The organism is Rhizobium sp. SG570 (assembly GCF_012275345.1).
GTDB lineage: Bacteria > Pseudomonadota > Alphaproteobacteria > Rhizobiales > Rhizobiaceae > Rhizobium > Rhizobium lusitanum.
Map to the genome: position 1 here is coordinate 15,570 of NZ_JAAZQI010000003.1, position 23,713 is coordinate 39,282.

Here is a 23,713-nt window from a genome sequence, read left to right on the forward strand (position 1 = left end):
CGAACCGTCCCTCCAATAAATTCAGACTACTGCACTGCAAAAATGAATAATGCTGGTCAAAACTGCATCATCTTCAGGAGCAATTTTTGAGCATGCCTTGTAACTATATATTTTATCGCGATTTTTTCCGCACCACTCCGACACATCATTATCATGTTTTCAGATATTACTGCTCAAAAAAATCTATTTTTCAAGCTGGCAATTAGACCCTACCGTACTGATGAGGAAGGCGCCCGCCGAGGGCGGCCTTTGGCGCCGATCTACCAGTGAGGATTGCGGGTTTGAAGCGAACGGTGGATATCAACTGTGATATGGGGGAAGCGTTCGGCCGGTGGCGTATCGGCGATACCAGCGATGAGCACCTCATAGCGCATATAAGCTCCGCCAACATAGCGGCGGGCTTTCACGCCGGCGATCCCAATCTCATCAATGACACGGTAAAACTGGCTGCCGAGCACGGCGTCGCGGTCGGCGCGCATCCGGGATACAACGACCTGCAAGGTTTCGGACGCCGAAAGATCTCGGGCAGCAACAAGGAAATCGTCAACGACATCGTCTACCAGGTCGGTGCGCTTCGCGAGTTCTGCAGGCGTCACGGCACCAGCATGCAGCATGTCAAGCCGCATGGCGCTCTCTACATGGAACTTGCTGCCAATCCGGAGCTGTCGGACGCTTTCATCGAGTACATGCGCACGACCGCACCCAATGCGCCCATTTTCTGCATGTGGAACTCAGCGACCTACGAGGCCGCCAGGCTGCTCGGCCATCCGGTCGTCAGGGAACTCTACGCTGATCGCGATTACGACGACAATGGCTGGATCGTCTTTACCCGCGATGCCGGGCGGCCCGATCCCAAGGCGATCGCCAGGAAGGTCTTGCGCGCCTGCACCGAAGGAAAAGTGCGCACCGTCCAGGGAAGAGACATCCCAATCGAATTTGAATCCATCTGCTTCCATTCCGATACGCTCGGAGCGTTGGATATCGTCCGCGAGATGCGCGAGGCGTTGGTGGCCGAAGGAATTCGGATCGCGCCTGTTTCCCAGATATTAGAACAGCAAAAATGAGGGGCTATCATGAGCAAAGCTGAAATCAGATCACCGCTGCCTGGCACCTTCTACAGGGCCTCTTCGCCGGATGCTCCTCCGTTCAAGGCCGATGGTCAGGACGTCGCGGAAAGTGACATCGTCGGCGTGATCGAAGTCATGAAGACCTTCCATGAGATCCCGGCGGGACTTTCCGGAAAGAACATCACCTTCCTCATCGACAACGAAGAGCCGATCATGGCCGGCCAGGTCATCGCGGAGGTAGAACAGTGACGATCAGCTCCGTTCTCATCGCCAATCGCGGCGAAATCGCGGTTCGCATCATCAAGGCCGCCAAGGCCCTTGGTATCCGCACGGTGCAGGTCCATAGCGCCGCCGATGCCGATATGCTGGCGGTGCGGCTGGCGGACGAGGCGATCAATATCGGACCGCCGGCGCCGAAGAAATCCTATCTCAACATCGAGGCCGTCATCGCGGCTGCCAAGGCCGCGAATGTCGATGCGGTGCATCCCGGCTATGGCTTCCTATCGGAGAATGGCGATTTCGCCGATGCCGTCGCGGCGGCCGGTTTGACGTTCATCGGCCCGAGTGGCGATGCCATTCGCCTGCTCGGAGACAAGGTTGCGGCGCGCGAGGTTGCCAAGCGCGCCGGTGTGCCGACCGTGCCCGGCAGCGGCGGGCGCATTTCCGATCTCGCTGAGGCTCACGAGATTGCCGAGCGTATCGGCTTCCCGGTGATGATCAAGGCTGCCGCCGGCGGTGGCGGCCGCGGCATCCGCATCGTGGAATCGCTTGCGGATCTCGACAAGCAGTTTCCGCTTGCCGCGGCTGAAGCGCTGGCCGCTTTCGGCGATGGCGGTCTTTATATCGAGAAGGTCATTTCCCGTGCGCGTCATGTCGAGGTGCAGATCTTCGGCGATGGGGAGAATTTCATCCATCTCCATGAGCGTGAATGCTCGTTGCAGCGCCGCCGTCAAAAGGTCTGGGAGGAGGCGCCGTCGCTCCTGCTGCCGCAGATCGTGCGTCAGAAGCTCTGCGAGAGTGCCGTCGCGCTGGCAAGAGAGGTTGGGTACAAGGGCGCCGGCACGGTCGAATATCTCTATGACGAAGATAGCAGCGAATTCTATTTCATCGAGGTCAACACGCGCATCCAGGTCGAGCATCCGGTGACCGAGATGATCACAGGCGTCGATCTTGTCCAGGAGATGTTCAGGGCCGCCGGCGGCGCGCCGCTTTCCGTCACGCAGGACGATATCCGCCCGCGCGGACATGCCATCGAGTGCCGCATCAACGCCGAGGATCCCTTCAAGGGTTTCGCGCCGGCCCCGGGGCTTGTCGGGCGCCTGGTGGTTCCCGAGGGAGACGGCATCCGCTTCGATACCATGCTCTACGAAGGCTATACCGTTCCGCCCTTCTATGATTCCCTGCTGGGCAAGCTCATTGTCTGGGGTGAGACAAGAGGCGAATGCCTGATAAGGCTTGGTCGAGCGCTCGACAATCTTGTGATCGAGGGGCTGGCGACGACCATTCCGCTGCATCAGGCACTCGTCCGCTCTTCGGCCGTGCAAATTGCGGCCTTCCATACGCGCTTCCTGGAAGGGTGGCTGGAAACCGAATTCTCTCCCAAAAATCATATTCGATCGGAGGTCGCCTGATGCCCGCGCGCTATAGTTTCGGAGGGGATGAACACCTCTTCATCGAATGCAGCGATGAGATGTCGCTGGAAGCCTTCTTCAAGAGCCTGTCGATGGCAACAGCCGTGCGGGAAAGCCAGATCAAGGGCGTCACCGAGATTTGCCCCGCCAATGCCTCGTTCCAGGTCAAGTTCAACCCGGATATCATCAAGCCCGATGACATGCTGAAGGAAGTCAGGGCGATCGAGGTCGATGCCGAAAAGGCCGAGCCCGTGCTCAAGACGCGGATCGTCGAAATCCCCGTCTTCTACAACGATCCCTGGACCCATGAGACCTTGATGCGCTTTCGCGAGCGGCACCAGGAGCCTGAGGGCACCGATCTCGACTACGCCGCCAGGATCAATGGCTACGATGCCGTCGGCAGCTTCATAGAGGCCCATCACGGCTCACCGTGGTTCGTTTCCATGGTCGGCTTCGTCGCCGGCCTTCCCTTCATGTATCAGATGGTCGAGCGTCAGCGGCAGATCGAGGTGCCGAAATATCTGCGCCCGAGAACCGATACGCCGCGGCTGACGGTCGGCCATGGCGGTTGCTTCGGCTGCATCTATTCGGTGCGCGGCGCCGGCGGCTATCAGATGTTCGGCATCACGCCCATGCCGATCTTCGATTCCAGCCAGACGACGAGCTATCTCCGCGATTTCATGGTCTTTTTCCGCCCGGGCGACATCGTGAAGTTCAAGCCTATCGATCGTGCCGCCTATGACCAGGCGGTCGAGGATGTCGACAGGGGCAGGTTTTCGCCGCCGATCCGTGAGGTCACTTTCGATCTTCGCGAATTCCAGAAGGACATCGACGGCTACAACACCAAGCTGGAGGGCACGCTCTATGCCCATTAAGGTCATACATCACGGCGTTTCCACCAGCGTTCAGGATCTCGGCCGCCCTGGCTATTTTCATCTGGGCATTCCGATGGGCGGCGCCATGGATCGCTACGCGTTGCGGGCAGCCAACCTTTTGGTCGGCAACGACGAGGGTGCGGCCGGCCTCGAGGCGGTCTTCATGGGGCCGAAGCTCGAGTTCACGCAAGATGCGCTCGTTGCTGTTACCGGTGCGGACATGCCCGCCAAGCTCGATGGCGAACCGGTCCCCGGCTGGACTGCTTTCAAAGTGAAGAGCGGTCAGGTCCTGACCTTCGATTTTCTGAAGTCCGGCGCCCGCATCTACATCGCGGTTGCCGGCGGCATCGATGTGCCAATCGCCCTTGGCAGCCGGTCGACCTATCCGATCGGCGCACTTGGCGGCTACAAAGGCAGGGCGCTTGCGCCGGGAGACGAACTGCCCGTCGGCCAAGGCGGCCTTGACGGCGAGGGGCGCACCATTGCTGAGGACCTGCGCCGCAAACCGGGAGCGCCGGCGGAACTTCGCGTGCTGCCGGGCCTCTACTGGGACAGGCTGACGGACGCGGCGAAGGCGAACTTCTTTGCCGACACCTGGAAGGTGGCGCCGGAGGCCGATCGCATGGGATATCGCTTTCGCGGCGGTCGCAAGATCGAGTTCGTCGAGCGCAAGCAGTCGTTCGGAGCCGGCTCCGATCCGTCCAACATCGTCGACAGCTGCTATCCCTATGGTTCCATCCAGATCCCGAGCGGCACGGAGCCAATCATCCTGCATCGTGATGCGGTCTCGGGCGGCGGCTATTTCATGGTCGGCACCGTGATTTCAGCCGACATGGATCTGATCGGGCAGCTTCAGCCGCATACGCCGACACGATTCATCGAGGTTTCGATGGACGAGGCCTTGGCTGCACGAAAGCACCGGGCTTCGCTGCTCGCCAAGCTCAGATCCACGTTTAACTGAGCATCTGCCCGTTTCGGCTTCTAAACTGCCAATGGGTGCGTCATCCAAGAGCTCGCAAGACAAATACACCGGCCCTTGATAGGGCCGGCATTTTCATCGTTGCACAACAAGGTCGTAACCCGCTCTTACTTGTTCAACGCATCCTTCAGCGCCTTGGCCGGCGTGAAGGTGAGCTTCTTTGCGGCGGCCACCTTGATGGTCGCGCCGGTCGATGGATTGCGTGCTTCCCGTGCCGGCGTGTCCTTGACCTTGAACTTGCCAAAGCCCGGGATCGATGTCTCGGCGCCGGAGGTTGCTGCTCCGGTGATGGCGGCGAAGACGGCTTCGACGACAGCCTTGCTCTGAGCCTTTGTCAGCTTGTGATCTGCGGCAATCTTGTCTGCGATTTCGTTGGTGGTGGTCATCATGCTTCCCCCGGGTTGTTTACGGTTGAATCATTTCCATCGTAATCGCCCAATGTCACGCGCTGCCCGGGTCTCAGAGGGCTCATACACCGGCATTTCCACAATTTCCGATGGGAAGAGCCCCATTTTCGGGCTTTTCCCTACCGGTTCCAGGAGATGCGGTGCCGCTTGTTGTTCTGTCGCGACACCTCCTTCTTTCTACTTTTGCTGATTCTTCCCTCCGGGCACGCACCACGGCGGTCTCGCCAAAAGGCATAATCTGGATGGACAAAATGATGGATTCATCACGTCGCGATCCGCGTTATGCCAGCGATGCTGGTCATGGGGCCGGTGACGGTATAGATGCCTCACGATGACAAATAACGGGAACAAGCAATGGAAGACGCGATCAAGATAGATAACCGCGGTGACTTCGGTCTGTGGGCCATCGAAGTTGCAAAGCAGATCGTCAGTGAGCAAGGTTTCGGCCTCGCCAAGGCAGCCCGAGACGGTACGGACGAAGATGTCCGCGTAGCCGGCGGCGCCCTCGGGCAGGCGATCACCAACGCGCTCATGGAAGTCTATGATGGTTTGCTCGATGGTGCGGATGAAGACTAGGCCGGAGCGCTGGCATCCCGCTGCCAGCGAGGGGCCGAATGCTCACGCTTCATGGTCGATGCGCGGGCGGAGCCGGGAAATCCAGAACGCTGTTCGTATAGGTTTCGACCAGCGTGCTGAATGGCGTACCATCCGGCAACTTCAGCACTGCGCGATGTTCGAGAAGAAACGGGGGCAGCGTCAGTTGTCCCGTGCCGGCGGACGGCAGATCGGCTTTCATCTCCCATCCTTCGGGAAGAGGTGACCAAAGCAATTTGGCTGACAGGTTCGTGCGGGTGAAGTTGAGTGACTGAACGGCTCGGCCAAAGGCGATATCGGATGTGTTCAGCGCCTCGTTCATGTCAGCCGTCAGTTTTGCCGGCACATACCAATTATCGGCTTCCGACAGGACGCGATCGCCACAGGCGAGACGAACGCGACGATAGGCAATCGGAACATCCGGCCCCACAGCCAGCAGCTCACGGATATGGGCGTCGGCCGGCTTATCCTGCCCATGCACACGCTGCGCCAGGATCTTGGAGCCCGCCGGCGCAAGCTTATGCGAGGCACACCAGCGGTCGAGCGTCAAAGTGGCGCTGGCATTGCTGAGGAGATTGGCATTCAGCGTCTGGAGGACTGCAAGGGCTTCCACCCGCGATGTCGGGGTGTCGGGCCATTGCGACGGAGCGGCTGAATCCTGAGCCATCAAAGCGTGGGCAGAAAGCATGGCGGCCGCGGAGCCGGCCAAAGCTGCGATCCGGACGAATGTCGAAAGGCGAAAAGGCATGGGAAAGGAAATCCTCTATATGAATATGTCTTGTCGGTCAGAATTGACGCATCTAACCTCTTGAAAGGCCATGCTTGCAAGCTCAATGGCGGCATAGATGGAGAGGGCTTTCCCGGCGGCAAGGTCCAGAGCGAACAATGGTCTCGATCGTGGCAATGAGCGGAGCAGTGTAGCGAACGACCAGACCCACGACCAGCGGCGTCGACCGAGGCACCGCAGGAAGCCGCCCATGGCGATCTGCGCCGCCACAAGGGCAAGCGCGCTTCCGTACACCACCAACACTCAAAACCGCCTGAATGCCAAAAGGCACGGGATCGCCATAGGTGGTAACGCACCGGACAAGGTTGCTTTTCGCGACTGTGATAACGACGCAGTCCTTATCGAAGGCGCGTATTTTCTGGCGGCTCTGTTCCAGTGCCAACTTACAATCGCTATTTGGCATCCCCATATGATCGACAGATTGTCTTTCTGCCCAATGACAGGAGAACCAATGTTCAGTGCAGTTCCGCGTTTCGCCAAGATCGCAGCCATCGTCGTCCTCGCTGCCGCATCGTCCTTTGCGAGCTTTAGCGATGCTGATGCTCGCCGTGCTGGCTCCAGCGGATTCGGCAGCCGCGGAACCAGGACTTTCGACACGCCTGCCATTACGCGGACAGCGCCAACCCAGGCCGCTCCGATCGACCGGACGATGACACCCCAGACGCAGACCGCGACGCAGCCGCCGATCAACGCGCAGCCTCGTCCCGGCCTTTTTGGCGGCTTCGGCGGGTCGATGATCGGCGGATTGATCGCCGGCGGCTTGCTTGGCATGCTGATCGGTCATGGTTTCGGCGGCGGCTTCGGCTTCCTCGGCATGCTGCTGCAGATCGGCCTGATCATCGCGGCGATAAGCTTTGCCATGCGCTTCTTCGCTAACCGCCAAAGAACGAACTATGCGGCATCGGCGCCGGGCACATCCTATAACACAAACAGCATGAATGCTTCGCAGCGTCCCTCCTTCTCGATCCCTCCGATCGGTGGCAGCGCGGCGAACGCGAAGCCGGCGGCGCGGCAGGCGAATGACGAGATCGGGTTGAAGCAGCCCGATCTCGAACGCTTCGAGCAGCTTCTTACCAAAATTCAAACGGCCTACGGGTCCGAGGATTACGCCGCGCTGCGCCAGCTGAGCACACCCGAAGCCATGTCCTATCTTGCCGAGGAGCTTGGCGAGAACGCGACCAACGGCGTCCGCAACAGCGTTTCCGATGTTCGCCTGTTGCAGGGCGATATCGCCGAAGCTTGGCGCGAGGACAGTGCCGAATACGCGACGCTCGCCATGCGCTATTCGAGCATCGACGCGATGGTCGATCGTACGACGGGAAAGCTCGTGGATGGCGACGATCGCAATCCCTCGGAAACCACCGAGATCTGGACCTTCGTGCGCAGGCCGGGTTCGGACTGGAAGCTCTCCGCGATCCAGGGGACAGGGCCTCACGGCGCCTGAACCCGCATTTGGCAAAGATTGCCCTCGCGAAAGATCTAGGGCAATCGCTGGCGCTTGTCGAAGAGATCTACGCACCCCCAAGGCGCTTCAGCAACTCCTCAATGAAGACCTTCAAGCGGGCGCTTTGATGTCTGCGTCGGGCTTGCTGCGAACCGAATGAGGGAAGACGAGCCCTATCGGGCTACCCTTTGGAATCTCCCAGGACACCCAAATGAGACGAATGTGGAAACGATACCGCATCCGTCTTGACTCATTGGATGAGTCCATTAATCTCAATGTGGAAACGTTACCATACTGGGAGGAACTGGATGAAATCCGCGCGGCTCAACCGCCTTTTCGGCGTGTCCGGCAATTGCTTCGATGTCGCCATCGATCATGGCATGTTCAATGAACGGACCTTCCTCGCCGGCATTGAGGACATGAAGACGGCCATCAAGGTGATCGCCGACGCCGCGCCGGATGCCATCCAGCTTCCACCGGGGACCGCGCCACTCTTGCAGGCGATCCCCGGCAAGCATCGCCCGGCGTTGGTCCTGCGCACGGATATCGCCAACATCTATGGCAATCCCCTGCCATCAGCGCTGTTTTCCGAAATGATCGACCGCGCGGTGGAGCAGGGCGTGGCGCTCGACGCGGCCTGCGTCGTCGTCAATCTCCTGATGCTACCGAACCAGCCCGAAGTCTATCGTGCCTGCGTGCGCAACGTGAATAGCCTGAAGCGTGAATGCGAGATCTATGGCATGCCGCTGATGGTGGAGCCGCTGGTCATGCAGGATAATTCCAAGGGCGCTTACATGGTCGATGGTGCGATCGACAAAATCCTGCCGCTGGTGCGTCAGGCCGCCGAACTCGGCGCCGATATCATCAAGGCTGACCCGTGCGATAATGTCGAGGAATATCACCGTGTCATCGAGATCGCCCAGGGCCTTCCGGTGCTGGTGCGCGGCGGTGGGCGCGTTTCTGATCAGGAAATCCTGAGCCGCACCAAGCAGCTGATGGGGCAGGGCGCGCGCGGCATCGTCTATGGCCGCAACGTCATCCAACACCAAAATCCTGCGGGCATGACGCGCGCCTTGATGGCGATCGTCCATGACGGTGCTTCCGTAGAGGAAGCCTCGCGGCATCTCGCCTGACGCATTCTGGGAGGAATGGACATGACAAGGGTATTCCGTTTCGGCGTCATCGGTTGCGGCCTGATGGGGCGCGAATTCGCAAGTGCCGTGGCGCGCTGGCTGCATCTTGCCGACGTGAAGGCGCGACCGGAAATCGTCGCTGTCTGCGACACCAATACGACGCTGCTCGACTGGTTCAGGGATCACGTGCCGACCGTGCGGCAGTTTACCGGCGACTATAAGGAGCTTCTGGCCAATCCAGAGATCGACGCGATCTATTGCGCGGTGCCGCATGTGCTGCACCAGCAATTCTATATCGATATCTTGAAGGCCGGAAAGCATCTGCTCGGCGAAAAGCCCTTCGGCATGGATGCGGCCCAGAACCGCGAGATCATGACGGTTCTTGCCGAACACCCGGAGCTTCTGGTTCGCTGCTCGTCGGAAATGCCTTTCTTCCCCGGTGCACAGAAGGTCATAGCGCTTGCGGAAAGCGGCGAGATGGGCGACCTCCTCGAGGTCGAGGCCGGTTTCCTGCACTCCTCTGACATTGACCGGCAGAAGCCGATCAATTGGAAGCGCATGGCTGAGATCAACGGCGAATATGGCTGCATGGGCGATCTCGGCATGCATGTCCTCCACGTGCCGTTGCGGCTCGGCTGGCGCCCGACGACCCTGCATGCGCAACTCGTCAAAAAGGTCACCGGGCGTCCTGACGGCAAGGGCGGAATGGTGCCTTGCACCACCTGGGACAATGCGACCATCAGCACGCGCGTGCGCGCCGGGGATCAGGATTTCCCGATGGTGCTCAAAACGTGGCGCATCGCGCCGGGCGAATCCAACACCTGGTACATCCGTATTCTGGGCATGAAGAAGAGCGCCTTCTTCAGCACCAAGTCGCCGCGCCAGTGGCAATGGATGGATTATACCGGTGGCACGCAGGCCTGGAGCACCGAGGACCTCGGCTATGGCTCGCTGTTTCCGGCCATAACGGGCAAGATTTTCGAGTTCGGCTTTGCCGATGCCATCCAGCAGATGTGGGCTGCTTTCGTCGATGAGCTGGCAGGCGGGAACGCCAACGGCTTTGGCTGCGCCACCCCGGCCGAAGCGCAGGCACATCACGCGGTGCTGACGGCGGCTCTCAAATCCGGTCGCGAGAACATCGTGGTGCCGGTCGACTATGAGGGGGCGGCGATCTGATGAAGCGCTCGGAGATTAACGCAGCGCTGCTGCGGGCAACGAAGACCCTCGAGCACTGGCGGTGGGCGCTGCCGGAGTGGGGATATTGGACTGCGGCGGAGTTCGCCGCCGATCCGCAGGCGACGGCCTATCTGCGCGCCCATCAACTGGGCTGGGACGTCACCGATTTCGGCTCGGGCCGGTTTGCCGAATGCGGTCTGGTGCTGTTCTGCCTGCGCAACGGCATCGTTAGCGTCGAGGGCGAGCGCACGTATGCGGAAAAACTCCTCTTCGTAGAGGAAGGCCAGGTAACGCCGACCCATCGTCATGCAGCGAAGATGGAAGACATCATCAATCGAGCCGGCGGCGATCTCGTCATCGAATTCGCCGCGGCCGACGCCGACGGCAATGTGCTGAAAGACGATGTCACCGTTCCGCTGGACGGACTGCCGCGCAAGCTCGCGGCATGGGAACCGCTGGTTCTTTCACCCGGCCAGAGCGTGACGATCCGCACCGGGCTCTATCATCGTTTCTACGGCAGAAGAGGCGGTGGCCCCGTCCTCGTCGGCGAGGTCAGCCAGGTCAACGACGACAATAGCGATAACTTCTTCCTGGATCCGATCGGGCGCTTTGCCGCGATCGAGGAGGATGAACCACCTCTCAGACCCTTGTGGAACGAGGCAGGCTGATGATGCGGACAGGGGAGGAGGTTCGCGGCAGCGAAAGGCAGGATAAGGGCGGCATCGTTTGCGCGGGAAATTTCATCGTCGACCGCGTTCACACACTGTCCTACTGGCCGAAACAGGGTAATCTCGCTCATATCCTGCATCAGGATCTGGGCGTGGGGGGCGGAGCCGCCAATGTCGTCACCGACCTCGCCTCGCTCGGTTTTCCCGGAAAGCTGGCGGCAGCGGGATGTGTCGGCGCCGATATTGACGGAGAGATCGTCAAGTCGCGCCTGGTCGATGCCGGCATCGATGTCGGCGGGCTGATGGTGCTGTCCGACCGGGCGACGGCGCACACCCATGTCATGAATGTGCCAGGTGAGAACCGCACTTTCTTCTATCACGGCGGTGCCAACGATGCGGTCACCGATGCGCTCGTCTTCCCCGAGGTCTTCGCGAGCGCCGGTTACCGGCTGTTCTATCTCGGTTATCTGATGCTGTTGCCCGGTCTCGACCGGCTCGGTCCGGACGGCCGCTCGGGAGCGTCGCGCCTGCTTGAAGCCGCCCGTCGAGCGGGCCTTACGACCTGTGTGGATTTCGTATCGAGCGAGGATCCGGAATTCGCCGCCAAGGTCGGCGCTTCGCTGCCATATTGCGATTTCCTGATCATCAATGAGGTCGAGGCGGGTCGTGCAACCGGCGTGGCTGTGCGCGATGCGCGGGGAGACCTGATCGAAGCGGGAATTCTGACTGCGGGCGAGCGTCTGCTTGCGGCGGGTGTGGCCAAGGGCGCCGTCATCCATGCGCCGGAGATCTGCTTCTGGTTTGCGCCTGGCGCTTCGCCTGTCGTCACACGTTCGCGGCCCGTCAATCCGAATGACATCGTCAGTACCGTCGGCGCCGGCGACGCTTTTTGCGCCGCCGTGCTTTACGGCCTGCACGAGAACTGGCCGGTCGGGCGCATCTGTGCTGTTGCCCACGCCGCCGCCGCCCGCTGCCTGGGAGGCGCGACGGCGACGGATGGCATCCCCGACATGGCGGTCCTCGTTGACGACGCGAAGGAAATGCACCCGGCATTTACGGCATAGAGCATCGCTCATGAGGTCGTCAGCATTGTTGGCGATTGATGGTAGTGTACCGTGGGGATTGGCTCATCATGCGGCGATGATCACTGGAATCTGAGGGCTGGAGGAGAAGAATGAGGGCCGTACGCTTGGAATCGATCGGGTCCATGATCATGCGCACCGTTGAGAAACCGGTTGCCCGGCCCGGCGAGCTCATCGTCCGGGTTCTGGCTGCCGGCATCTGCGGCTCCGATCGTCACATGTACAAGGGCGAGTATCCGACAGCGATCCCCGTTACCTTGGGACATGAATTCTGCGGCATCGTGGAGGAGGTCGGCGATGGAATCCCATCATTTGCCGGCGGAGAACTCGTCACCGTGGACCCGAATATCGCCTGCGGCACCTGTGCGGCCTGCAGGCGCGGGCGACCGAACCTGTGCGCAAGGCTGACAGCCATCGGGGTGACACGCGACGGCGGCTTTGCGGACTATGTGGCGGTGCCGTGCGGTCAGGCATTCACGCTGCCGTCCGATCTCGATCCCGTGCATGGCGCCTTCTGCGAACCGCTCGCCTGCTGCATTCACGCCATCGACAAGGCAGACATCCGACTGGGCGATAGCGTCGCCATCCTGGGCGGAGGTGTGATCGGCCTGCTCATGGTGCAATTGGCCCGCCTGGCCGGCGCCAGCCAAGTGATCCTGATCACGCGACAGCTATCGAGGCGCGAGGCTGCGCTGCGCCTGGGCGCCACGCGCGCCTTCGATCCAGCATCTTCGGATACGGTCGCTTCCGTTCGAGATGCTACCCAAGGCGGCGCAGACGTCGTCATCGAGTGTGCCGGTGTCGCCGACACCTTGCAGACCGGTCTCAGGATGGCGCGGCGCGGCGGCACTTTCGTGCTGTTCGGCGTGACGCCGGCCGGCATCGAAGTGCCCGTTCTACCCTTCGACCTGCTCGTCAACGAGGTTGATGTCAGGCCGGCCTATCTCAACCCGTTCACGCATTCCCGGGCCGCGGCAATGGTCGCGAGCGGAGCGCTCGAATTGGACTCCCTGGTGACCAAAGCCATAGGCCTCGAAGAGGTTGCAGGCGTAGTCGGCAGCGCGCCATTGCCGGGCGAAATCAAGGTCATAGTACGACCCTAGCTTTAGGAAATCACCGGTCTATCTTGGCGGTCGGGTACATGCCGCTCGCCTCAGCCGCGGACAGGTCCCGTGGAATCGCGTTCGATCAGCGTCACGGGGATCTTGACGACTATGCCCTGTCGCGGCTCGTGCCCCGCTTGCTGCTCCTCGATCAACGCCTTCAATTGCTGCGCCGCCTGCTCACCGACCTCGCGGATCGGCTGCGCGACGGTGGTCAATCGCGGAAAGACATAGGCAGCTTCCGGCAAGTCGTCGAAGCCGATCACCGAATAGTCGCGCGGAACGGAAAAGCCGCGATCCTGGACGGCATGGATGACTGCGATCGCCGAAATATCGGTTGTGCCGACGATCGCCGTCACTTCCGGCCGGGACGTGAGCAATTCACGCGCAAGCTCATAGGTTGCCGCAAAGCTATGCTCCTCCGCCATCGCCACCACGGCAGGCGTGATTCCGTCCTTCGCCATTTCCGCCCTCATGCCCTCAAGGCGAAGCTGGACGGGTTGGCTATGCGCGGGCGCGCCGACAATGGCGATCGACCGGTGGCCGAGACCGATCAGATGGCGCGCCATCAGCCGCCCGCCTTCCTCATGATCAGCCATGACGGCATCGTTTGCGATCCCGCCCAGTTCGCGGTCGATGGCGACGATCGGAATATCGGCATCGCGCAGCGCCTCGAAATGCTCGATACTGCCGAAGGCGCTGGCCACGATGACGCCGTCGATGCGCTGGGACAGCAGCATGGAAATGTAGCGCGCCTCGTGCTCCATGTTTTCCGCCGTGCTGCAGATCAGCGTCTGGTAGCCGTGCCGGAACAATTCCTGCTCGATGGCATGGGCGAGAATCCCAAAGAAAGGCACGTCGATCGACGGCAGCATCAGCCCGATCATCCGGCTCGGCGCACCCCGCAGCATGCGCGCGCCCTTGCTCGGTGTGTAGTTCAGCGTGCGGATCGCCGCTTCCACACGTTGCCTGAGCTCCGGGGAGGCGTAGCCGCTGTTGTTGAGCACGCGCGAGACGGAAGAGACCGATGTTCCTGCAAGCTTGGCGATATGTCTGATACTGGTCGTCACTTGCTCGCATTTCTTTGTCTGTCGGCCGATTCTTCAGAAAATGGCTGCAGATGTTCAACTCTATGTCGGCACCGACTAAACCACCGGCGGCACGTCGCATCAAGCGCAATAGGGGCGATCATTGACAGCGATCGGCAACGTCCGCGTCGATCCTATCAGGTATGCGCAAAGAGCCTCAGGCTCTTTTATCATGCGCAAACATCCTTATCTCAGCGCTACGGCAATATCTGTTGGGGCGCGATGTGCTTTTTCATCCAGATCGACTTTCATTCGGCATCGTCTTGCCGGTGCAACCGCGAACCTCTGCCGATGTCGAGTTCGATGCCCAGTTGAAGCTTGCAAGCCATGCGGACGAATTGGGTTTCGATGCGCTCTGGGTCCGAGATGTGCCGCTGAACAGCGAAAGCTATCCGGATCCGGTCGGACACGCCGATCCCTGGGTCTTCCTTGGAGCACTGGCGGCGGTCACTTCGAACATCGGCCTGGCGACAGGCGCGATCGTTCTGCCTTTGAGACATCCTCTGCACATTGCCAAGGCCGCGCTTTCGGTGGCGCTCCTCTCGCAAGGGCGGCTCGTTCTTGGTCTTGGGTCGGGAGACAGACCGACGGAATACGAGGTATTCGGGAAAGATCTGGAGAAGCGGAAGTCGATCTTTCAGGACAATTGGGAGCGTCTGGCTGCCGTGCTTCGCCCGGATCAGGAGATATTGGACGAGAACGGCCAGGCGCGAAGAGAATTCGCCGTCAGACCGAGGTTGCAACAAGCACCCATTCCTTTGGTGGCTGTCGGTTCGTCGTCGCAGTCCCTCGAATGGATCGCCCGGCATGCGACCGCATGGATGACATATTACAGGCAATTGCCCGTCCAAAGGGACCGGCTGACGCTTTGGCATAACGCCCAGGCGAAAGTGACGACGGAATTCCGCGGCTTCGGCCAGTCGATGGTGCTGGAGCTCGTCGACAGGCCCGATGCGGCCTACGAAGAGATAAATCTCGGCGGCAGAACCGGCAGGCGAGGGCTGATCGGCGCGCTATCGGCCATGCGTGAAGCCGGTATCCATCACGTCGCGTTCAATCTCATTTCGGGACATAGGCCGGCACACGACGTCATGGACGAAATCGCCGGGGATGTGATGCTCGCTTTGAGCTAGGCCGCACCGCCGGCGCTACTGGCACCGGCATTTATAAGATTTTTATATCTTCCGCATTCCCACCGTCTCGAACCTTAATGCGGTTTGGGCGCATGTTATACGGCGAAGATACACGCGAGGTGATCTTCTCTCTGTGCGGAAATAAAAGAGGCGCTCTCACCAAGAGCGCCCTGCATCGTTTTCGCAATCAACAAGAACAATCAAGGAATCGCGATCGATGATGGACATTATTCTTGTCGGGATCGGCGTTTTATTTTTCCTCCTCTGTGTCGCTTACACCAAGGCCTGCGACAGCCTCTAGTCGGAGAGACGGCAATGCTTCTCGATTACATTCTCGGTGGCGGCGTGACTCTTTTTCTCACCGCCTACCTGATTTACGCTCTCATTCGCCCCGAGCGCTTCTAATTCCATAGCGCTGGATAGGGAAAGTTACCCCCATGACCTTCAACGGATGGCTTCAGATCCTCATTTACATCGGGATCCTTCTTCTGCTCGTCAAACCGCTCGGCGGTTACATGACGCGTGTCTTCACCGGCGAGCGCACATTTCTTTCTTATGTCCTCGGTCCGTTGGAACGGGGACTTTATCGTCTCGCCGGCACGAATGAGCGCGAAGAGCAGCACTGGACGACCTATTCGATCTCCATGATTCTGTTCAGCCTCGCCGGCTTCTTCGTGCTCTATATCCTGCAGCGCTTCCAGGCGAGCCTGCCTTATAACCCGGCAGGCATGACCTCGATCGGCCCGGAGCTTTCGTTCAACAACGCCGCGAGCTTCGTGACCAACACCAACTGGCAGAATTACGGCGGCGAAAGCACGATGTCCTATCTCGTGCAGATGGCCGGTTTCACTGTCCAGAATTTCGCCTCCGCCGCCACCGGTATTGCGCTCGCCATTGCGCTGATCCGCGCCTTCTCGCGCGCTTCCGGCAAGGCGATCGGCAATTTCTGGGTCGATTTGACCAGGGCGACGCTCTATGTGCTGCTGCCGATCTGTATCGTCCTGACGCTGGTGTTCGTCTATCTCGGCGTGCCGCAGACGCTCGGGCCCTATGTCAATGCCACGACGCTTGAGGGCGCGCAGCAGACAATTGCCGTCGGCCCGGTCGCCTCGCAGCTTGCCATCAAGATGCTCGGCACCAATGGCGGCGGCTTCTTCAATGCCAACTCCGCCCATCCTTTCGAAAACCCAGATGCGATCTCCAATCTGATCCAGATGCTGGCGATCTTCGCGATCGGCGCTGCGCTGACCAATGTCTTCGGACGCATGGTCGGCAATCAGCGTCAGGGCTGGGCAATCCTCGGTGCCATGGGTGTGCTGTTCATCGCCGGCGTCATCGTCACCTATTGGGCTGAAGCTGCCGGCAATCCGCTGGTGCATGCGCTCGGCGTCCAGGGCGGCAATATGGAAGGCAAGGAAGTCCGCTTCGGCATCACGCTGTCGTCGCTCTTCGCGGTCATTACTACGGCGGCGTCCTGCGGCGCGGTCAATGCCATGCATGGCAGCTTCACAGCGATCGGCGGCATGATCCCGTTGATCAACCTGCAGCTCGGCGAAGTCATCGTTGGCGGCGTCGGTGCCGGTTTCTACGGCATCCTGATGTTCGTCATCATCGCCATCTTCGTTGCCGGCCTGATGGTCGGACGCACGCCGGAATATCTCGGCAAGAAGATCGAGGCCAAGGAAGTCAAGATGGCGATGCTTGCCGTCCTCTGCCTGCCCTTCGGCATGTTGATCTTCACGGCGATCTCGGTCGTGCTGCCGTCGGCCGTGGCCTTCATCGGAAATCCCGGTCCGCACGGCTTCTCGGAAATCCTCTATGCCTACAGCTCGGCAGCGGCAAACAACGGCTCGGCCTTCGGAGGTCTCTCCGGCAACACGCCCTGGTATAACGTCACCCTCGCTATCGTCATGCTGATCGGCCGCTTCTTCGTCATCGTGCCGGCGCTTGCGATTGCCGGTTCGTTGATCACCAAGAAGACGGTCCCGGCTTCCGCCGGCACCTTCCCGACGGATGGTCCGCTCTTCGTCGGCCTGCTGGTCGGCACGATCCTGATCGTCGGTGGCCTGACTTTCTTCCCGGCGCTCGCGCTCGGACCGATCGTCGAACATCTGTCGATGATCGCAGGCCAGGCCTTTTAAAGGATTGATGTCATGAGCGGTTCGCTTTTGACCAAGCTTAGAAAAGTTATCGATCCACGCCCCTTCGACAGGGGGCGTGGCCCAGCCGGGACGACCTGTGCCTCCGACGCCATTCTCTTGGCGATGGTCACCCTGTTCCTCGGCCTCGTTGTCTTCGGATTCTTAATCGGCTGATCGGTGCGTTCCGATCTGACGTTTTCCTCTTCACGCTGGAGCCTCTTATGAGCCAGTTAAAATCAGCGAGTATTCTGGATTCTCGCATCCTCGTTCCGGCGGTCGGCGCTGCTTTCAAGAAGCTGAACCCGCGCACGCTTGCCAAGAACCCCGTCATGTTCGTGGTCGCGGTCGTTTCGGCATTGACGACCGTTCTCTTTCTGCGCGACCTCCTCACCGGCGGCGACAATCTCGCCTTCTCCCTGCAGATCAATATCTGGCTGTGGTTCACGGTGCTGTTTGCCAACTTCGCCGAGGCCGTCGCCGAAGGCCGCGGCAAGGCGCAGGCGGATTCGCTGCGCAAATCGCGCACCGAAACCCAGGCAAAGCTTCTGGCCGGCAGCAGCCGCACCGACTACAAGATGGTGCCGGGCACCAGCCTGAAAGTCGGTGACGTTGTGCTCGTCGAAGCAGGCGACATCATCCCATCGGACGGCGAAGTCATCGAAGGCGTGGCCTCGGTCAACGAGGCGGCGATCACTGGTGAGTCGGCGCCGGTGATCCGCGAATCCGGCGGCGATCGCTCCGCGGTGACAGGCGGCACGCAAGTGCTGTCGGACGAGATCCGCGTGCGCATCACGGCAGCAGCCGGCTCGACCTTCATCGACCGCATGATCGCACTCGTAGAAGGCGCCGAACGGCAGAAAACGCCGAACGAGATCGCGCTCAACATCCTGCTCGCCGGCATGACACTGATCTTCGTGCTCGCCACGGTGACGATCCCGAGCTTTGCGGCCTATGCCGGCGGCTCCATCCAGACGGTCGTGCTCGTCGCCCTGTTCGTGACGCTGATCCCGACCACCATCGGCGCGCTGCTGTCGGCCATCGGTATCGCCGGCATGGACCGCCTGGTGCGCTTCAACGTGCTCGCCATGTCCGGCCGCGCCGTCGAAGCTGCCGGCGACGTCGACACGCTGCTGCTCGACAAAACAGGCACGATCACGCTTGGCAACCGCCAGGCAACCGCCTTTCGCCCGGTTCGGGGTGTGAGTGAACAGGATCTGGCCGACGCGGCGCAGCTCGCCTCGCTTGCAGACGAAACGCCTGAAGGACGCTCCATCGTCGTGCTCGCCAAGGAAAAGTATGCGATCCGTGGCCGTGATATGACGAGCCTGAAGGCAACCTTCGTGCCCTTCACGGCCCAGACGCGCATGAGCGGTGTCGACCTCGAAGGTTCGTCGATCCGCAAGGGTGCGGTCGATGCGGTGCTTGCCTATGTGGATGGTGCTGCCAATGGCGGCAGCGATGGCACCGCGGTGATCTCGCGCACTACCAGCGAGACGCTCCGTGAGCTGCAGTCGATCGCCGACGAGATCGCCAAGGCCGGCGGCACGCCGCTGGCGGTTGCCCGCGATGGTCGTCTCCTTGGCGTCATTCACCTCAAGGATATCATCAAGGGCGGCATCCGCGAGCGCTTTGCAGAATTGCGCCGCATGGGTATCCGCACCGTGATGATCACGGGCGACAATCCGCTGACGGCGGCCGCCATCGCCGCGGAAGCCGGCGTGGATGACTTCCTCGCCCAGGCGACGCCGGAAATGAAGCTGGCATTGATGCGCGAAGAGCAAGCCAAGGGCAAGCTCGTCGCCATGTGCGGCGACGGCACGAACGACGCCCCGGCACTTGCCCAGGCCGACGTCGGTGTCGCCATGAACACCGGCACGGTCGCTGCACGCGAAGCCGGCAACATGGTCGACCTCGACAGCGACCCGACGAAGCTGATCGAGATCGTCGAAATCGGCAAGCAATTGCTGATGACCCGCGGCGCGCTCACCACCTTCTCGATCGCCAACGATATCGCGAAGTACTTCGCCATCATTCCGGCGATGTTCATCGCCTTCTATCCGCAGCTGAAGGCGCTGAACATCATGGGGCTGGCGACCCCGCAAAGCGCCATTCTTTCGGCCATTATCTTCAATGCCTTGATCATCGTTGCGCTGATCCCACTGTCGCTGAAGGGTGTTCGCTATCGCCCGATCGGCGCCGGTGCGCTGCTCAGCCGTAACCTGCTGATCTACGGCGCTGGCGGTATCATCGTTCCCTTCATCGGCATCAAGGCCATCGACATGGCGATTACCGCCATGGGCCTCGTTTAAGGAGCTTTTCCATGCTGAATCAAATCAGACCGGCCATCGTCATGATCGTGGTCACCACCGCCGTGACAGGCCTTCTCTATCCGATCGCCATGACGGGCGCCGCCCAGGCGCTCTTCCCCAACCAGGCCAACGGCAGCCTGGTGGAGAAGGACGGCAAGGTGATCGGCTCGGCCCTCATCGGCCAGAGCTTCACCAGCGACCGCTACTTCCATGGCCGCCCGTCGGCGACAACCGGTGCAGACCCGAACGATGCAACCAAAACAGTTGCCGCACCCTACAACGCCGTCAATTCCATGGGCTCCAATCTCGGCCCGACCAGTGCGAGCCTGATCACCCGCATCAAGGGTGACGTGGCGACCTTGCAGGCGCAGAACCCGAACATGCCGGTTCCGATGGATCTGGTGACCACCTCCGGCAGCGGTCTCGATCCGGATATCTCGCCTGATGACGCCTACTTCCAGATCCCGCGCGTCGCCAAGGCTCGCAACATGGATGAGGCAAAGCTCCGCACGATCGTCGACGCCACAGTCGAGGGGCGCGAGCTCGGTGTTCTCGGTGAGCCAGTCGTCAACGTCCTGGCATTGAACCGCGCGCTCGATGCTTCTATGAATCAATAAGTTGAGCAGGTTGAGACGGCGGCTGCCGTCTCAACCTCGTCAGGAAAGACGATCCGCATATGGCAGATGACAGCCGCGACACACTGAGCAGGCCTTCACCCGATGCGCTTCTTGAAAAGGCGCGGGCCGAGGCACGCGGTCGGCTGAAAATCTTTCTGGGTGCGGCGCCGGGCGTGGGCAAGACCTATGAGATGCTGATCTCCGGCAAGGCGAAGATCGCCGATGGCGTGGATGTCGTTGTCGGCGTCGTCGAAACCCATGGCCGACGTGAGACGCAGGCACTGATCGAGGGCTTCGAAATCATCCCGCGTGTCAAGGTCGACTACAAGGGGCGGGCACTCGAGGAAATGGATCTCGACGCCATTCTGAAACGCCGGCCGCAGCTGGTGCTGGTCGACGAGCTTGCCCATACCAATGCGCAGGGCAGCCGCCATCCGAAACGCTATCTCGATGTCAAGGAACTGCTGGACCGTGGCATCGACGTCTATACGACGTTGAATATCCAGCATGTCGAAAGCCTGAATGACGTTGTTTCCCAGATTACCCGTGTCCGTGTGCGCGAGACCGTGCCGGATTCGATCATCGATCTGGCCGACGATGTCGAGATCATCGACCTGACGCCCGACGACCTGATCAAACGCCTGCATGATGGCAAGGTCTACGTGTCGAATACGGCAGAGCGGGCGCTGACCAACTATTTCACACCCGGCAATCTGACGGCGCTGCGCGAGCTGGCGCTCAGGCGCACGGCGCAGCGCGTCGACGATCAGCTGCTCACCCATATGCAGGCGCATGCGATTTCGGGCCCTTGGGCTGCAGGCGAGCGCGTGCTGGTGTCCATCGATCATCACCCGCGCTCGGCGTCGCTGGTGCGCTATGCCGCGCGCATGGCCTCCCGCCTGCGCGCGCCCTGGGCTGCGGTCTATGTCGAAACCAACCGCTCTATCAGCCTGACGGAGCCGCAGCGCGACACGATCGCCGCAACGCTGCGACTGGCCGAACAGCTCGGTGGCGAGGCCATCACCATTCCCGGCCGCGAGGTGGCCGAGGAACTGATCCGTCATTCCGCCAGCAACAACGTCACCCATATCGTCATCGGCTCGCCGAAACTGGGGTCCTGGCGTGATTGGTCGCGCCGCTCGGTTTCCTATGACCTGATCCGCAAGGCCGGCGAGATCAGTGTCCATGTCATTTCCGGCAACGACGCGGATGCACAGGCCGCGAGCCGCGGCGTCCGGTCAGCGCCTGCTCCTACCCCCTTCCAGTTGCGCGGCTATGTGCTGGCAACGCTCTATGTCGCCGTCGCGCTTGGTTTCTGCGTCATCCTCGATCAGGTGCTGGACGTCCGCAATCTGGCACTCGTCTTTCTGATGGCGGTGCTGGCGACCGCGGTGACGCAAGGGCTGCGTCCGGCGCTTTATTCTTGCATCCTCGGCGCACTCGCCTTCAATTTCTTCTTCCTGCCGCCGCGCTACACCCTGACGATCAGCGATCCGGAAAGCGTGCTCGCCTTCTTCTTCTTCCTCGGCGTCGCGGTCATCGCCAGCAATCTGACGGCGACCGTGCAGCGGCAAGCAGCCGCCGCGCGCCAGCGGGCGCGAACGACGGAAGATCTTTACCTGTTCTCCAAGAAGCTCGCCGGCACCGGCACGCTTGATGACGTATTGTGGGCGACGGCTTTTCAGCTGGCCTCGATGCTGAAGCTGCGGGTCGTGCTGCTTCTGCCCGAGAGCGGCACGATCGCGGTCAAGGCCGGCTATCCGCCAGACGATACGCTCGACGACGCCGACATCGCCGCGGCGCGTTGGGCCTGGGAGCACAATCATGCGGCCGGTCGCGGCGCCGACACCTTGCCCGGCGCCAAACGTCTATACGTTCCGCTGCGCACGGGCCGCACCGCTGTCGGCGTCATCGGTCTCGACAGCGATCGCCGCGACGGGCCGCTGCTGACGCCGGAACAGCAGCGGCTTCTCGATGCCCTGGCCGATCAGGCGGCGCTTGCCATCGAGCGCGTGCAGTTGGTGGCGGACGTCGACCGGGCAAAGCTCGCCGTCGAGGCAGACCGGCTGCGCTCGGCGCTGCTGACGTCGATTTCCCATGACCTGAAGACGCCGCTTGCCGCCATCCTGGGCGCTGCCGGAACGCTGCGCGATTATCTGGAGACGCTGCCGCATGAGGATCGCGTCGATCTACTGGCGACTGTCATCGATGAATCCGAACGGCTGAACCGCTTCATTGCCAATCTGCTCGACATGACGAAAATCGAGTCCGGCGCGATGGAGCCGAACTATGCCCTGCACTATGCCGGCGATATCGTCGGCAGCGCCCTTCGGCGCGCAGCGAAGATACTGGGCCGCCATCGCGTCGAGGCGCAGATGCCGGTCGACCTGCCGATGGTGCGGGTCGATCCCGTGTTGTTCGAGCAGGTGCTGTTCAATCTGCTCGACAATGCCGCCAAATATGCGCCTGAGACCTCGGCTATCCGCCTGGAGGCATGGGCCGACATCGACAACATCGTTTTCAGGGTCATGGACGAGGGTCCTGGCATCCCACCCGCCGATCTCGAGCGCGTCTTCGATACTTTCTACCGCGTGCGCAAGGGCGATCAGGTGCGGGCCGGCACCGGTCTTGGCCTTTCCATCTGCCGCGGCTTCATCGAGGCCATGGGCGGCACCATTGCCGCCGGCAACAGAACGGATCGTCAGGGGGCGGTCTTCACCATCCGCCTGCCAAGACCAACGGATATCCCGAAGCTGGATGAATTGAAATGAACACGACTGCCGTCAAGATTCTCGTTGTCGACGACGAGCCGCCGATCCGCAAGTTGCTGCGCGTCGGTCTCGGTGCCCAGGGCTACACCGTCAATGAGGCGCACAATGCCACCGCAGCCCAGGCCTCCGTCGACGAGGACCGGCCTGACCTGATCGTGCTCGATCTCGGACTGCCCGACAAGTCCGGCCAGGATCTGCTGATCGGATGGCGTGAGGATGGCATGCAGATTCCGGTCGTCATTCTGTCGAGCCGCACGGATGAGGCAGGCATCGTCAAGGCATTGGAAAGCGGGGCGGACGACTACGTCACCAAGCCCTTCGGCGTCAACGAGCTTGCGGCGCGCATTCGCGTCGCGCTGCGCCACCGGCTGCAGCAGCAGGGCGAAAAGGCGATCTTCCAGACCGGCGGCCTTTCGATCGATCTCGTCAAGCGCATCGTCAAGGTCGAGGGCAAGGAGATCAAGCTGTCGCCGAAGGAATACGATATTCTGCGTGTGCTCGCCCAGCATGCCGGCAAGGTGCTGACCCACCAGTTCCTGTTGAAGCAGATCTGGGGGCCGGCGGCGGATGTGCAATATCTGCGCGTCTATGTCCGCCAGCTCAGGCAGAAGATCGAGCAGATTCCCGATCAGCCCCACTATATCACGACCGAGACCGGCGTCGGCTACCGCCTACGCGAACCGGAGTGAGGCGAAGGATTCGGTTCCT

General features: G+C 61.1%; 23 protein-coding genes. 20 read left to right on the forward strand and 3 right to left on the reverse strand.

Annotated features, from left to right (window positions below):
• The first annotated feature begins 281 nt into the window (after positions 1 to 281).
• From FHT28_RS07355 to FHT28_RS07375, 5 genes are read left to right on the forward strand one after another with little or no spacing between them, the layout of a single operon-like run.
• Positions 282 to 1,064, forward strand: a complete 783-nt coding sequence (locus FHT28_RS07355; RefSeq protein WP_037191711.1) for a 5-oxoprolinase subunit PxpA — start codon at positions 282 to 284, stop codon at positions 1,062 to 1,064.
• A gap of 9 nt (positions 1,065 to 1,073) precedes the next feature.
• Positions 1,074 to 1,316: an acetyl-CoA carboxylase gene (locus tag FHT28_RS07360; RefSeq protein ID WP_168595874.1), complete on the forward strand. Its 243-nt coding sequence runs from the start codon at positions 1,074 to 1,076 to the stop codon at positions 1,314 to 1,316.
• Positions 1,313 to 2,698: an acetyl-CoA carboxylase biotin carboxylase subunit gene (locus FHT28_RS07365; RefSeq protein ID WP_168595875.1), complete on the forward strand. Its 1,386-nt coding sequence runs from the start codon at positions 1,313 to 1,315 to the stop codon at positions 2,696 to 2,698. Before FHT28_RS07360 ends, FHT28_RS07365 begins: the two co-directional genes overlap by 4 nt.
• Positions 2,698 to 3,573, forward strand: coding sequence for a carboxyltransferase domain-containing protein (locus FHT28_RS07370; protein ID WP_047640875.1), 876 nt, complete (start codon positions 2,698 to 2,700; stop codon positions 3,571 to 3,573). The genes FHT28_RS07365 and FHT28_RS07370 overlap by 1 nt, the downstream gene beginning before the upstream one ends.
• Positions 3,563 to 4,534, forward strand: coding sequence for a biotin-dependent carboxyltransferase family protein (locus tag FHT28_RS07375; RefSeq protein ID WP_047555467.1), 972 nt, complete (start codon positions 3,563 to 3,565; stop codon positions 4,532 to 4,534). Before FHT28_RS07370 ends, FHT28_RS07375 begins: the two co-directional genes overlap by 11 nt.
• A gap of 125 nt (positions 4,535 to 4,659) precedes the next feature.
• On the opposite strand, the gene FHT28_RS07380 is transcribed toward FHT28_RS07375, so the two are convergent.
• Positions 4,660 to 4,938, reverse strand: coding sequence for an HU family DNA-binding protein (locus tag FHT28_RS07380; protein ID WP_037192047.1), 279 nt, complete (start codon positions 4,936 to 4,938; stop codon positions 4,660 to 4,662).
• Between the two features lie 375 nt (positions 4,939 to 5,313).
• Here FHT28_RS07380 and FHT28_RS07385 point away from each other — a divergent pair, with 375 nt between their 5' ends.
• Positions 5,314 to 5,535 (forward strand): hypothetical protein, encoded by a 222-nt coding sequence (locus tag FHT28_RS07385; RefSeq protein ID WP_037191705.1) that lies wholly within the window; start codon positions 5,314 to 5,316, stop codon positions 5,533 to 5,535.
• A 49-nt stretch (positions 5,536 to 5,584) separates the two neighbouring features.
• Here FHT28_RS07385 and FHT28_RS07390 read toward each other — a convergent pair whose 3' ends face one another.
• Positions 5,585 to 6,301, reverse strand: coding sequence for a hypothetical protein (locus FHT28_RS07390; RefSeq protein WP_168595876.1), 717 nt, complete (start codon positions 6,299 to 6,301; stop codon positions 5,585 to 5,587).
• Positions 6,302 to 6,791: 490 nt separating this feature from the next.
• Here FHT28_RS07390 and FHT28_RS07395 point away from each other — a divergent pair, with 490 nt between their 5' ends.
• The 6 genes from FHT28_RS07395 (at position 6,792) to FHT28_RS07420 (ending at position 12,946) form a co-directional block, all read left to right on the forward strand.
• Positions 6,792 to 7,784, forward strand: a complete 993-nt coding sequence (locus tag FHT28_RS07395; RefSeq protein ID WP_168595877.1) for a Tim44 domain-containing protein — start codon at positions 6,792 to 6,794, stop codon at positions 7,782 to 7,784.
• 308 nt (positions 7,785 to 8,092) lie between these two features.
• Positions 8,093 to 8,917 (forward strand): aldolase, encoded by an 825-nt coding sequence (locus tag FHT28_RS07400; RefSeq protein WP_047555470.1) that lies wholly within the window; start codon positions 8,093 to 8,095, stop codon positions 8,915 to 8,917.
• 21 nt (positions 8,918 to 8,938) lie between these two features.
• Positions 8,939 to 10,093, forward strand: a complete 1,155-nt coding sequence (locus FHT28_RS07405; RefSeq protein WP_168595878.1) for a Gfo/Idh/MocA family oxidoreductase — start codon at positions 8,939 to 8,941, stop codon at positions 10,091 to 10,093.
• Positions 10,093 to 10,761: a D-lyxose/D-mannose family sugar isomerase gene (locus FHT28_RS07410; protein ID WP_168595879.1), complete on the forward strand. Its 669-nt coding sequence runs from the start codon at positions 10,093 to 10,095 to the stop codon at positions 10,759 to 10,761. Before FHT28_RS07405 ends, FHT28_RS07410 begins: the two co-directional genes overlap by 1 nt.
• Before the next feature lie 2 nt (positions 10,762 to 10,763).
• Positions 10,764 to 11,825, forward strand: coding sequence for a carbohydrate kinase family protein (locus FHT28_RS07415; RefSeq protein WP_168596110.1), 1,062 nt, complete (start codon positions 10,764 to 10,766; stop codon positions 11,823 to 11,825).
• Between the two features lie 110 nt (positions 11,826 to 11,935).
• The gene (locus FHT28_RS07420; protein WP_168595880.1) at positions 11,936 to 12,946 is read left to right on the forward strand and encodes a zinc-dependent alcohol dehydrogenase family protein; all 1,011 of its coding nucleotides are present in this window, start codon (positions 11,936 to 11,938) and stop codon (positions 12,944 to 12,946) included.
• Positions 12,947 to 12,996: 50 nt separating this feature from the next.
• On the opposite strand, the gene FHT28_RS07425 is transcribed toward FHT28_RS07420, so the two are convergent.
• Positions 12,997 to 14,016 carry a LacI family DNA-binding transcriptional regulator gene (locus FHT28_RS07425; protein WP_168595881.1) on the reverse strand — a complete coding sequence of 340 codons (1,020 nt, stop codon included), beginning with the start codon at positions 14,014 to 14,016 and terminating at the stop codon, positions 12,997 to 12,999.
• Positions 14,017 to 14,258: 242 nt separating this feature from the next.
• Between FHT28_RS07425 and FHT28_RS07430 the strand changes: the two genes are divergently transcribed.
• The 8 genes from FHT28_RS07430 to FHT28_RS07465 all read left to right on the forward strand — a co-directional run bounded on the left by FHT28_RS07430 (position 14,259) and on the right by FHT28_RS07465 (position 23,694).
• Entirely contained in the window at positions 14,259 to 15,167 is a 909-nt protein-coding gene (locus tag FHT28_RS07430; protein WP_348644971.1) for a TIGR03571 family LLM class oxidoreductase, read from the forward strand.
• 315 nt (positions 15,168 to 15,482) lie between these two features.
• A complete protein-coding gene (gene kdpF / locus FHT28_RS07435; protein WP_034509905.1) occupies positions 15,483 to 15,572 on the forward strand; it encodes a K(+)-transporting ATPase subunit F in 90 nt (29 codons plus the stop codon).
• Between the two features lie 32 nt (positions 15,573 to 15,604).
• Complete coding sequence (gene kdpA / locus FHT28_RS07440) at positions 15,605 to 17,308, forward strand: potassium-transporting ATPase subunit KdpA (protein WP_168595883.1); 1,704 nt, start codon at positions 15,605 to 15,607, stop codon at positions 17,306 to 17,308.
• Positions 17,309 to 17,320: 12 nt separating this feature from the next.
• A complete protein-coding gene (locus FHT28_RS07445) occupies positions 17,321 to 17,482 on the forward strand; it encodes a hypothetical protein (RefSeq protein WP_156143622.1) in 162 nt (53 codons plus the stop codon).
• Positions 17,483 to 17,529: 47 nt separating this feature from the next.
• Positions 17,530 to 19,617, forward strand: coding sequence for a potassium-transporting ATPase subunit KdpB (kdpB, locus tag FHT28_RS07450; protein ID WP_168595884.1), 2,088 nt, complete (start codon positions 17,530 to 17,532; stop codon positions 19,615 to 19,617).
• 11 nt (positions 19,618 to 19,628) lie between these two features.
• A complete protein-coding gene (locus tag FHT28_RS07455) occupies positions 19,629 to 20,234 on the forward strand; it encodes a K(+)-transporting ATPase subunit C (protein ID WP_047555476.1) in 606 nt (201 codons plus the stop codon).
• Between the two features lie 59 nt (positions 20,235 to 20,293).
• Positions 20,294 to 23,005 (forward strand): sensor histidine kinase KdpD, encoded by a 2,712-nt coding sequence (locus tag FHT28_RS07460; protein ID WP_037191672.1) that lies wholly within the window; start codon positions 20,294 to 20,296, stop codon positions 23,003 to 23,005.
• Entirely contained in the window at positions 23,002 to 23,694 is a 693-nt protein-coding gene (locus tag FHT28_RS07465) for a response regulator transcription factor (RefSeq protein WP_168595885.1), read from the forward strand. The genes FHT28_RS07460 and FHT28_RS07465 overlap by 4 nt, the downstream gene beginning before the upstream one ends.
• Positions 23,695 to 23,713 lie beyond the last annotated feature (19 nt).

Excerpts from the sequence above, each read along its gene's own strand:
- FHT28_RS07360 (WP_168595874.1), top strand. The coding sequence starts at position 1,074 with ATGAGCAAAGCTGAAATCAGATCACCGCTGCCTGGCACCTTCTACAGG.
- FHT28_RS07370 (WP_047640875.1), top strand. The coding sequence starts at position 2,698 with ATGCCCGCGCGCTATAGTTTCGGAGGGGATGAACACCTCTTCATCGAA.
- FHT28_RS07375 (WP_047555467.1), top strand. The coding sequence starts at position 3,563 with ATGCCCATTAAGGTCATACATCACGGCGTTTCCACCAGCGTTCAGGAT.
- FHT28_RS07380 (WP_037192047.1), bottom strand. The coding sequence starts at position 4,938 with ATGACCACCACCAACGAAATCGCAGACAAGATTGCCGCAGATCACAAG.
- FHT28_RS07385 (WP_037191705.1), top strand. The coding sequence starts at position 5,314 with ATGGAAGACGCGATCAAGATAGATAACCGCGGTGACTTCGGTCTGTGG.
- FHT28_RS07390 (WP_168595876.1), bottom strand. The coding sequence starts at position 6,301 with ATGCCTTTTCGCCTTTCGACATTCGTCCGGATCGCAGCTTTGGCCGGC.
- FHT28_RS07395 (WP_168595877.1), top strand. The coding sequence starts at position 6,792 with ATGTTCAGTGCAGTTCCGCGTTTCGCCAAGATCGCAGCCATCGTCGTC.
- FHT28_RS07400 (WP_047555470.1), top strand. The coding sequence starts at position 8,093 with ATGAAATCCGCGCGGCTCAACCGCCTTTTCGGCGTGTCCGGCAATTGC.
- FHT28_RS07405 (WP_168595878.1), top strand. The coding sequence starts at position 8,939 with ATGACAAGGGTATTCCGTTTCGGCGTCATCGGTTGCGGCCTGATGGGG.
- FHT28_RS07410 (WP_168595879.1), top strand. The coding sequence starts at position 10,093 with ATGAAGCGCTCGGAGATTAACGCAGCGCTGCTGCGGGCAACGAAGACC.
- FHT28_RS07415 (WP_168596110.1), top strand. The coding sequence starts at position 10,764 with ATGCGGACAGGGGAGGAGGTTCGCGGCAGCGAAAGGCAGGATAAGGGC.
- FHT28_RS07420 (WP_168595880.1), top strand. The coding sequence starts at position 11,936 with ATGAGGGCCGTACGCTTGGAATCGATCGGGTCCATGATCATGCGCACC.
- kdpF (WP_034509905.1), top strand. The coding sequence starts at position 15,483 with ATGCTTCTCGATTACATTCTCGGTGGCGGCGTGACTCTTTTTCTCACC.
- kdpA (WP_168595883.1), top strand. The coding sequence starts at position 15,605 with ATGACCTTCAACGGATGGCTTCAGATCCTCATTTACATCGGGATCCTT.
- FHT28_RS07445 (WP_156143622.1), top strand. The coding sequence starts at position 17,321 with ATGAGCGGTTCGCTTTTGACCAAGCTTAGAAAAGTTATCGATCCACGC.
- kdpB (WP_168595884.1), top strand. The coding sequence starts at position 17,530 with ATGAGCCAGTTAAAATCAGCGAGTATTCTGGATTCTCGCATCCTCGTT.
- FHT28_RS07455 (WP_047555476.1), top strand. The coding sequence starts at position 19,629 with ATGCTGAATCAAATCAGACCGGCCATCGTCATGATCGTGGTCACCACC.
- FHT28_RS07460 (WP_037191672.1), top strand. The coding sequence starts at position 20,294 with ATGGCAGATGACAGCCGCGACACACTGAGCAGGCCTTCACCCGATGCG.
- FHT28_RS07465 (WP_168595885.1), top strand. The coding sequence starts at position 23,002 with ATGAACACGACTGCCGTCAAGATTCTCGTTGTCGACGACGAGCCGCCG.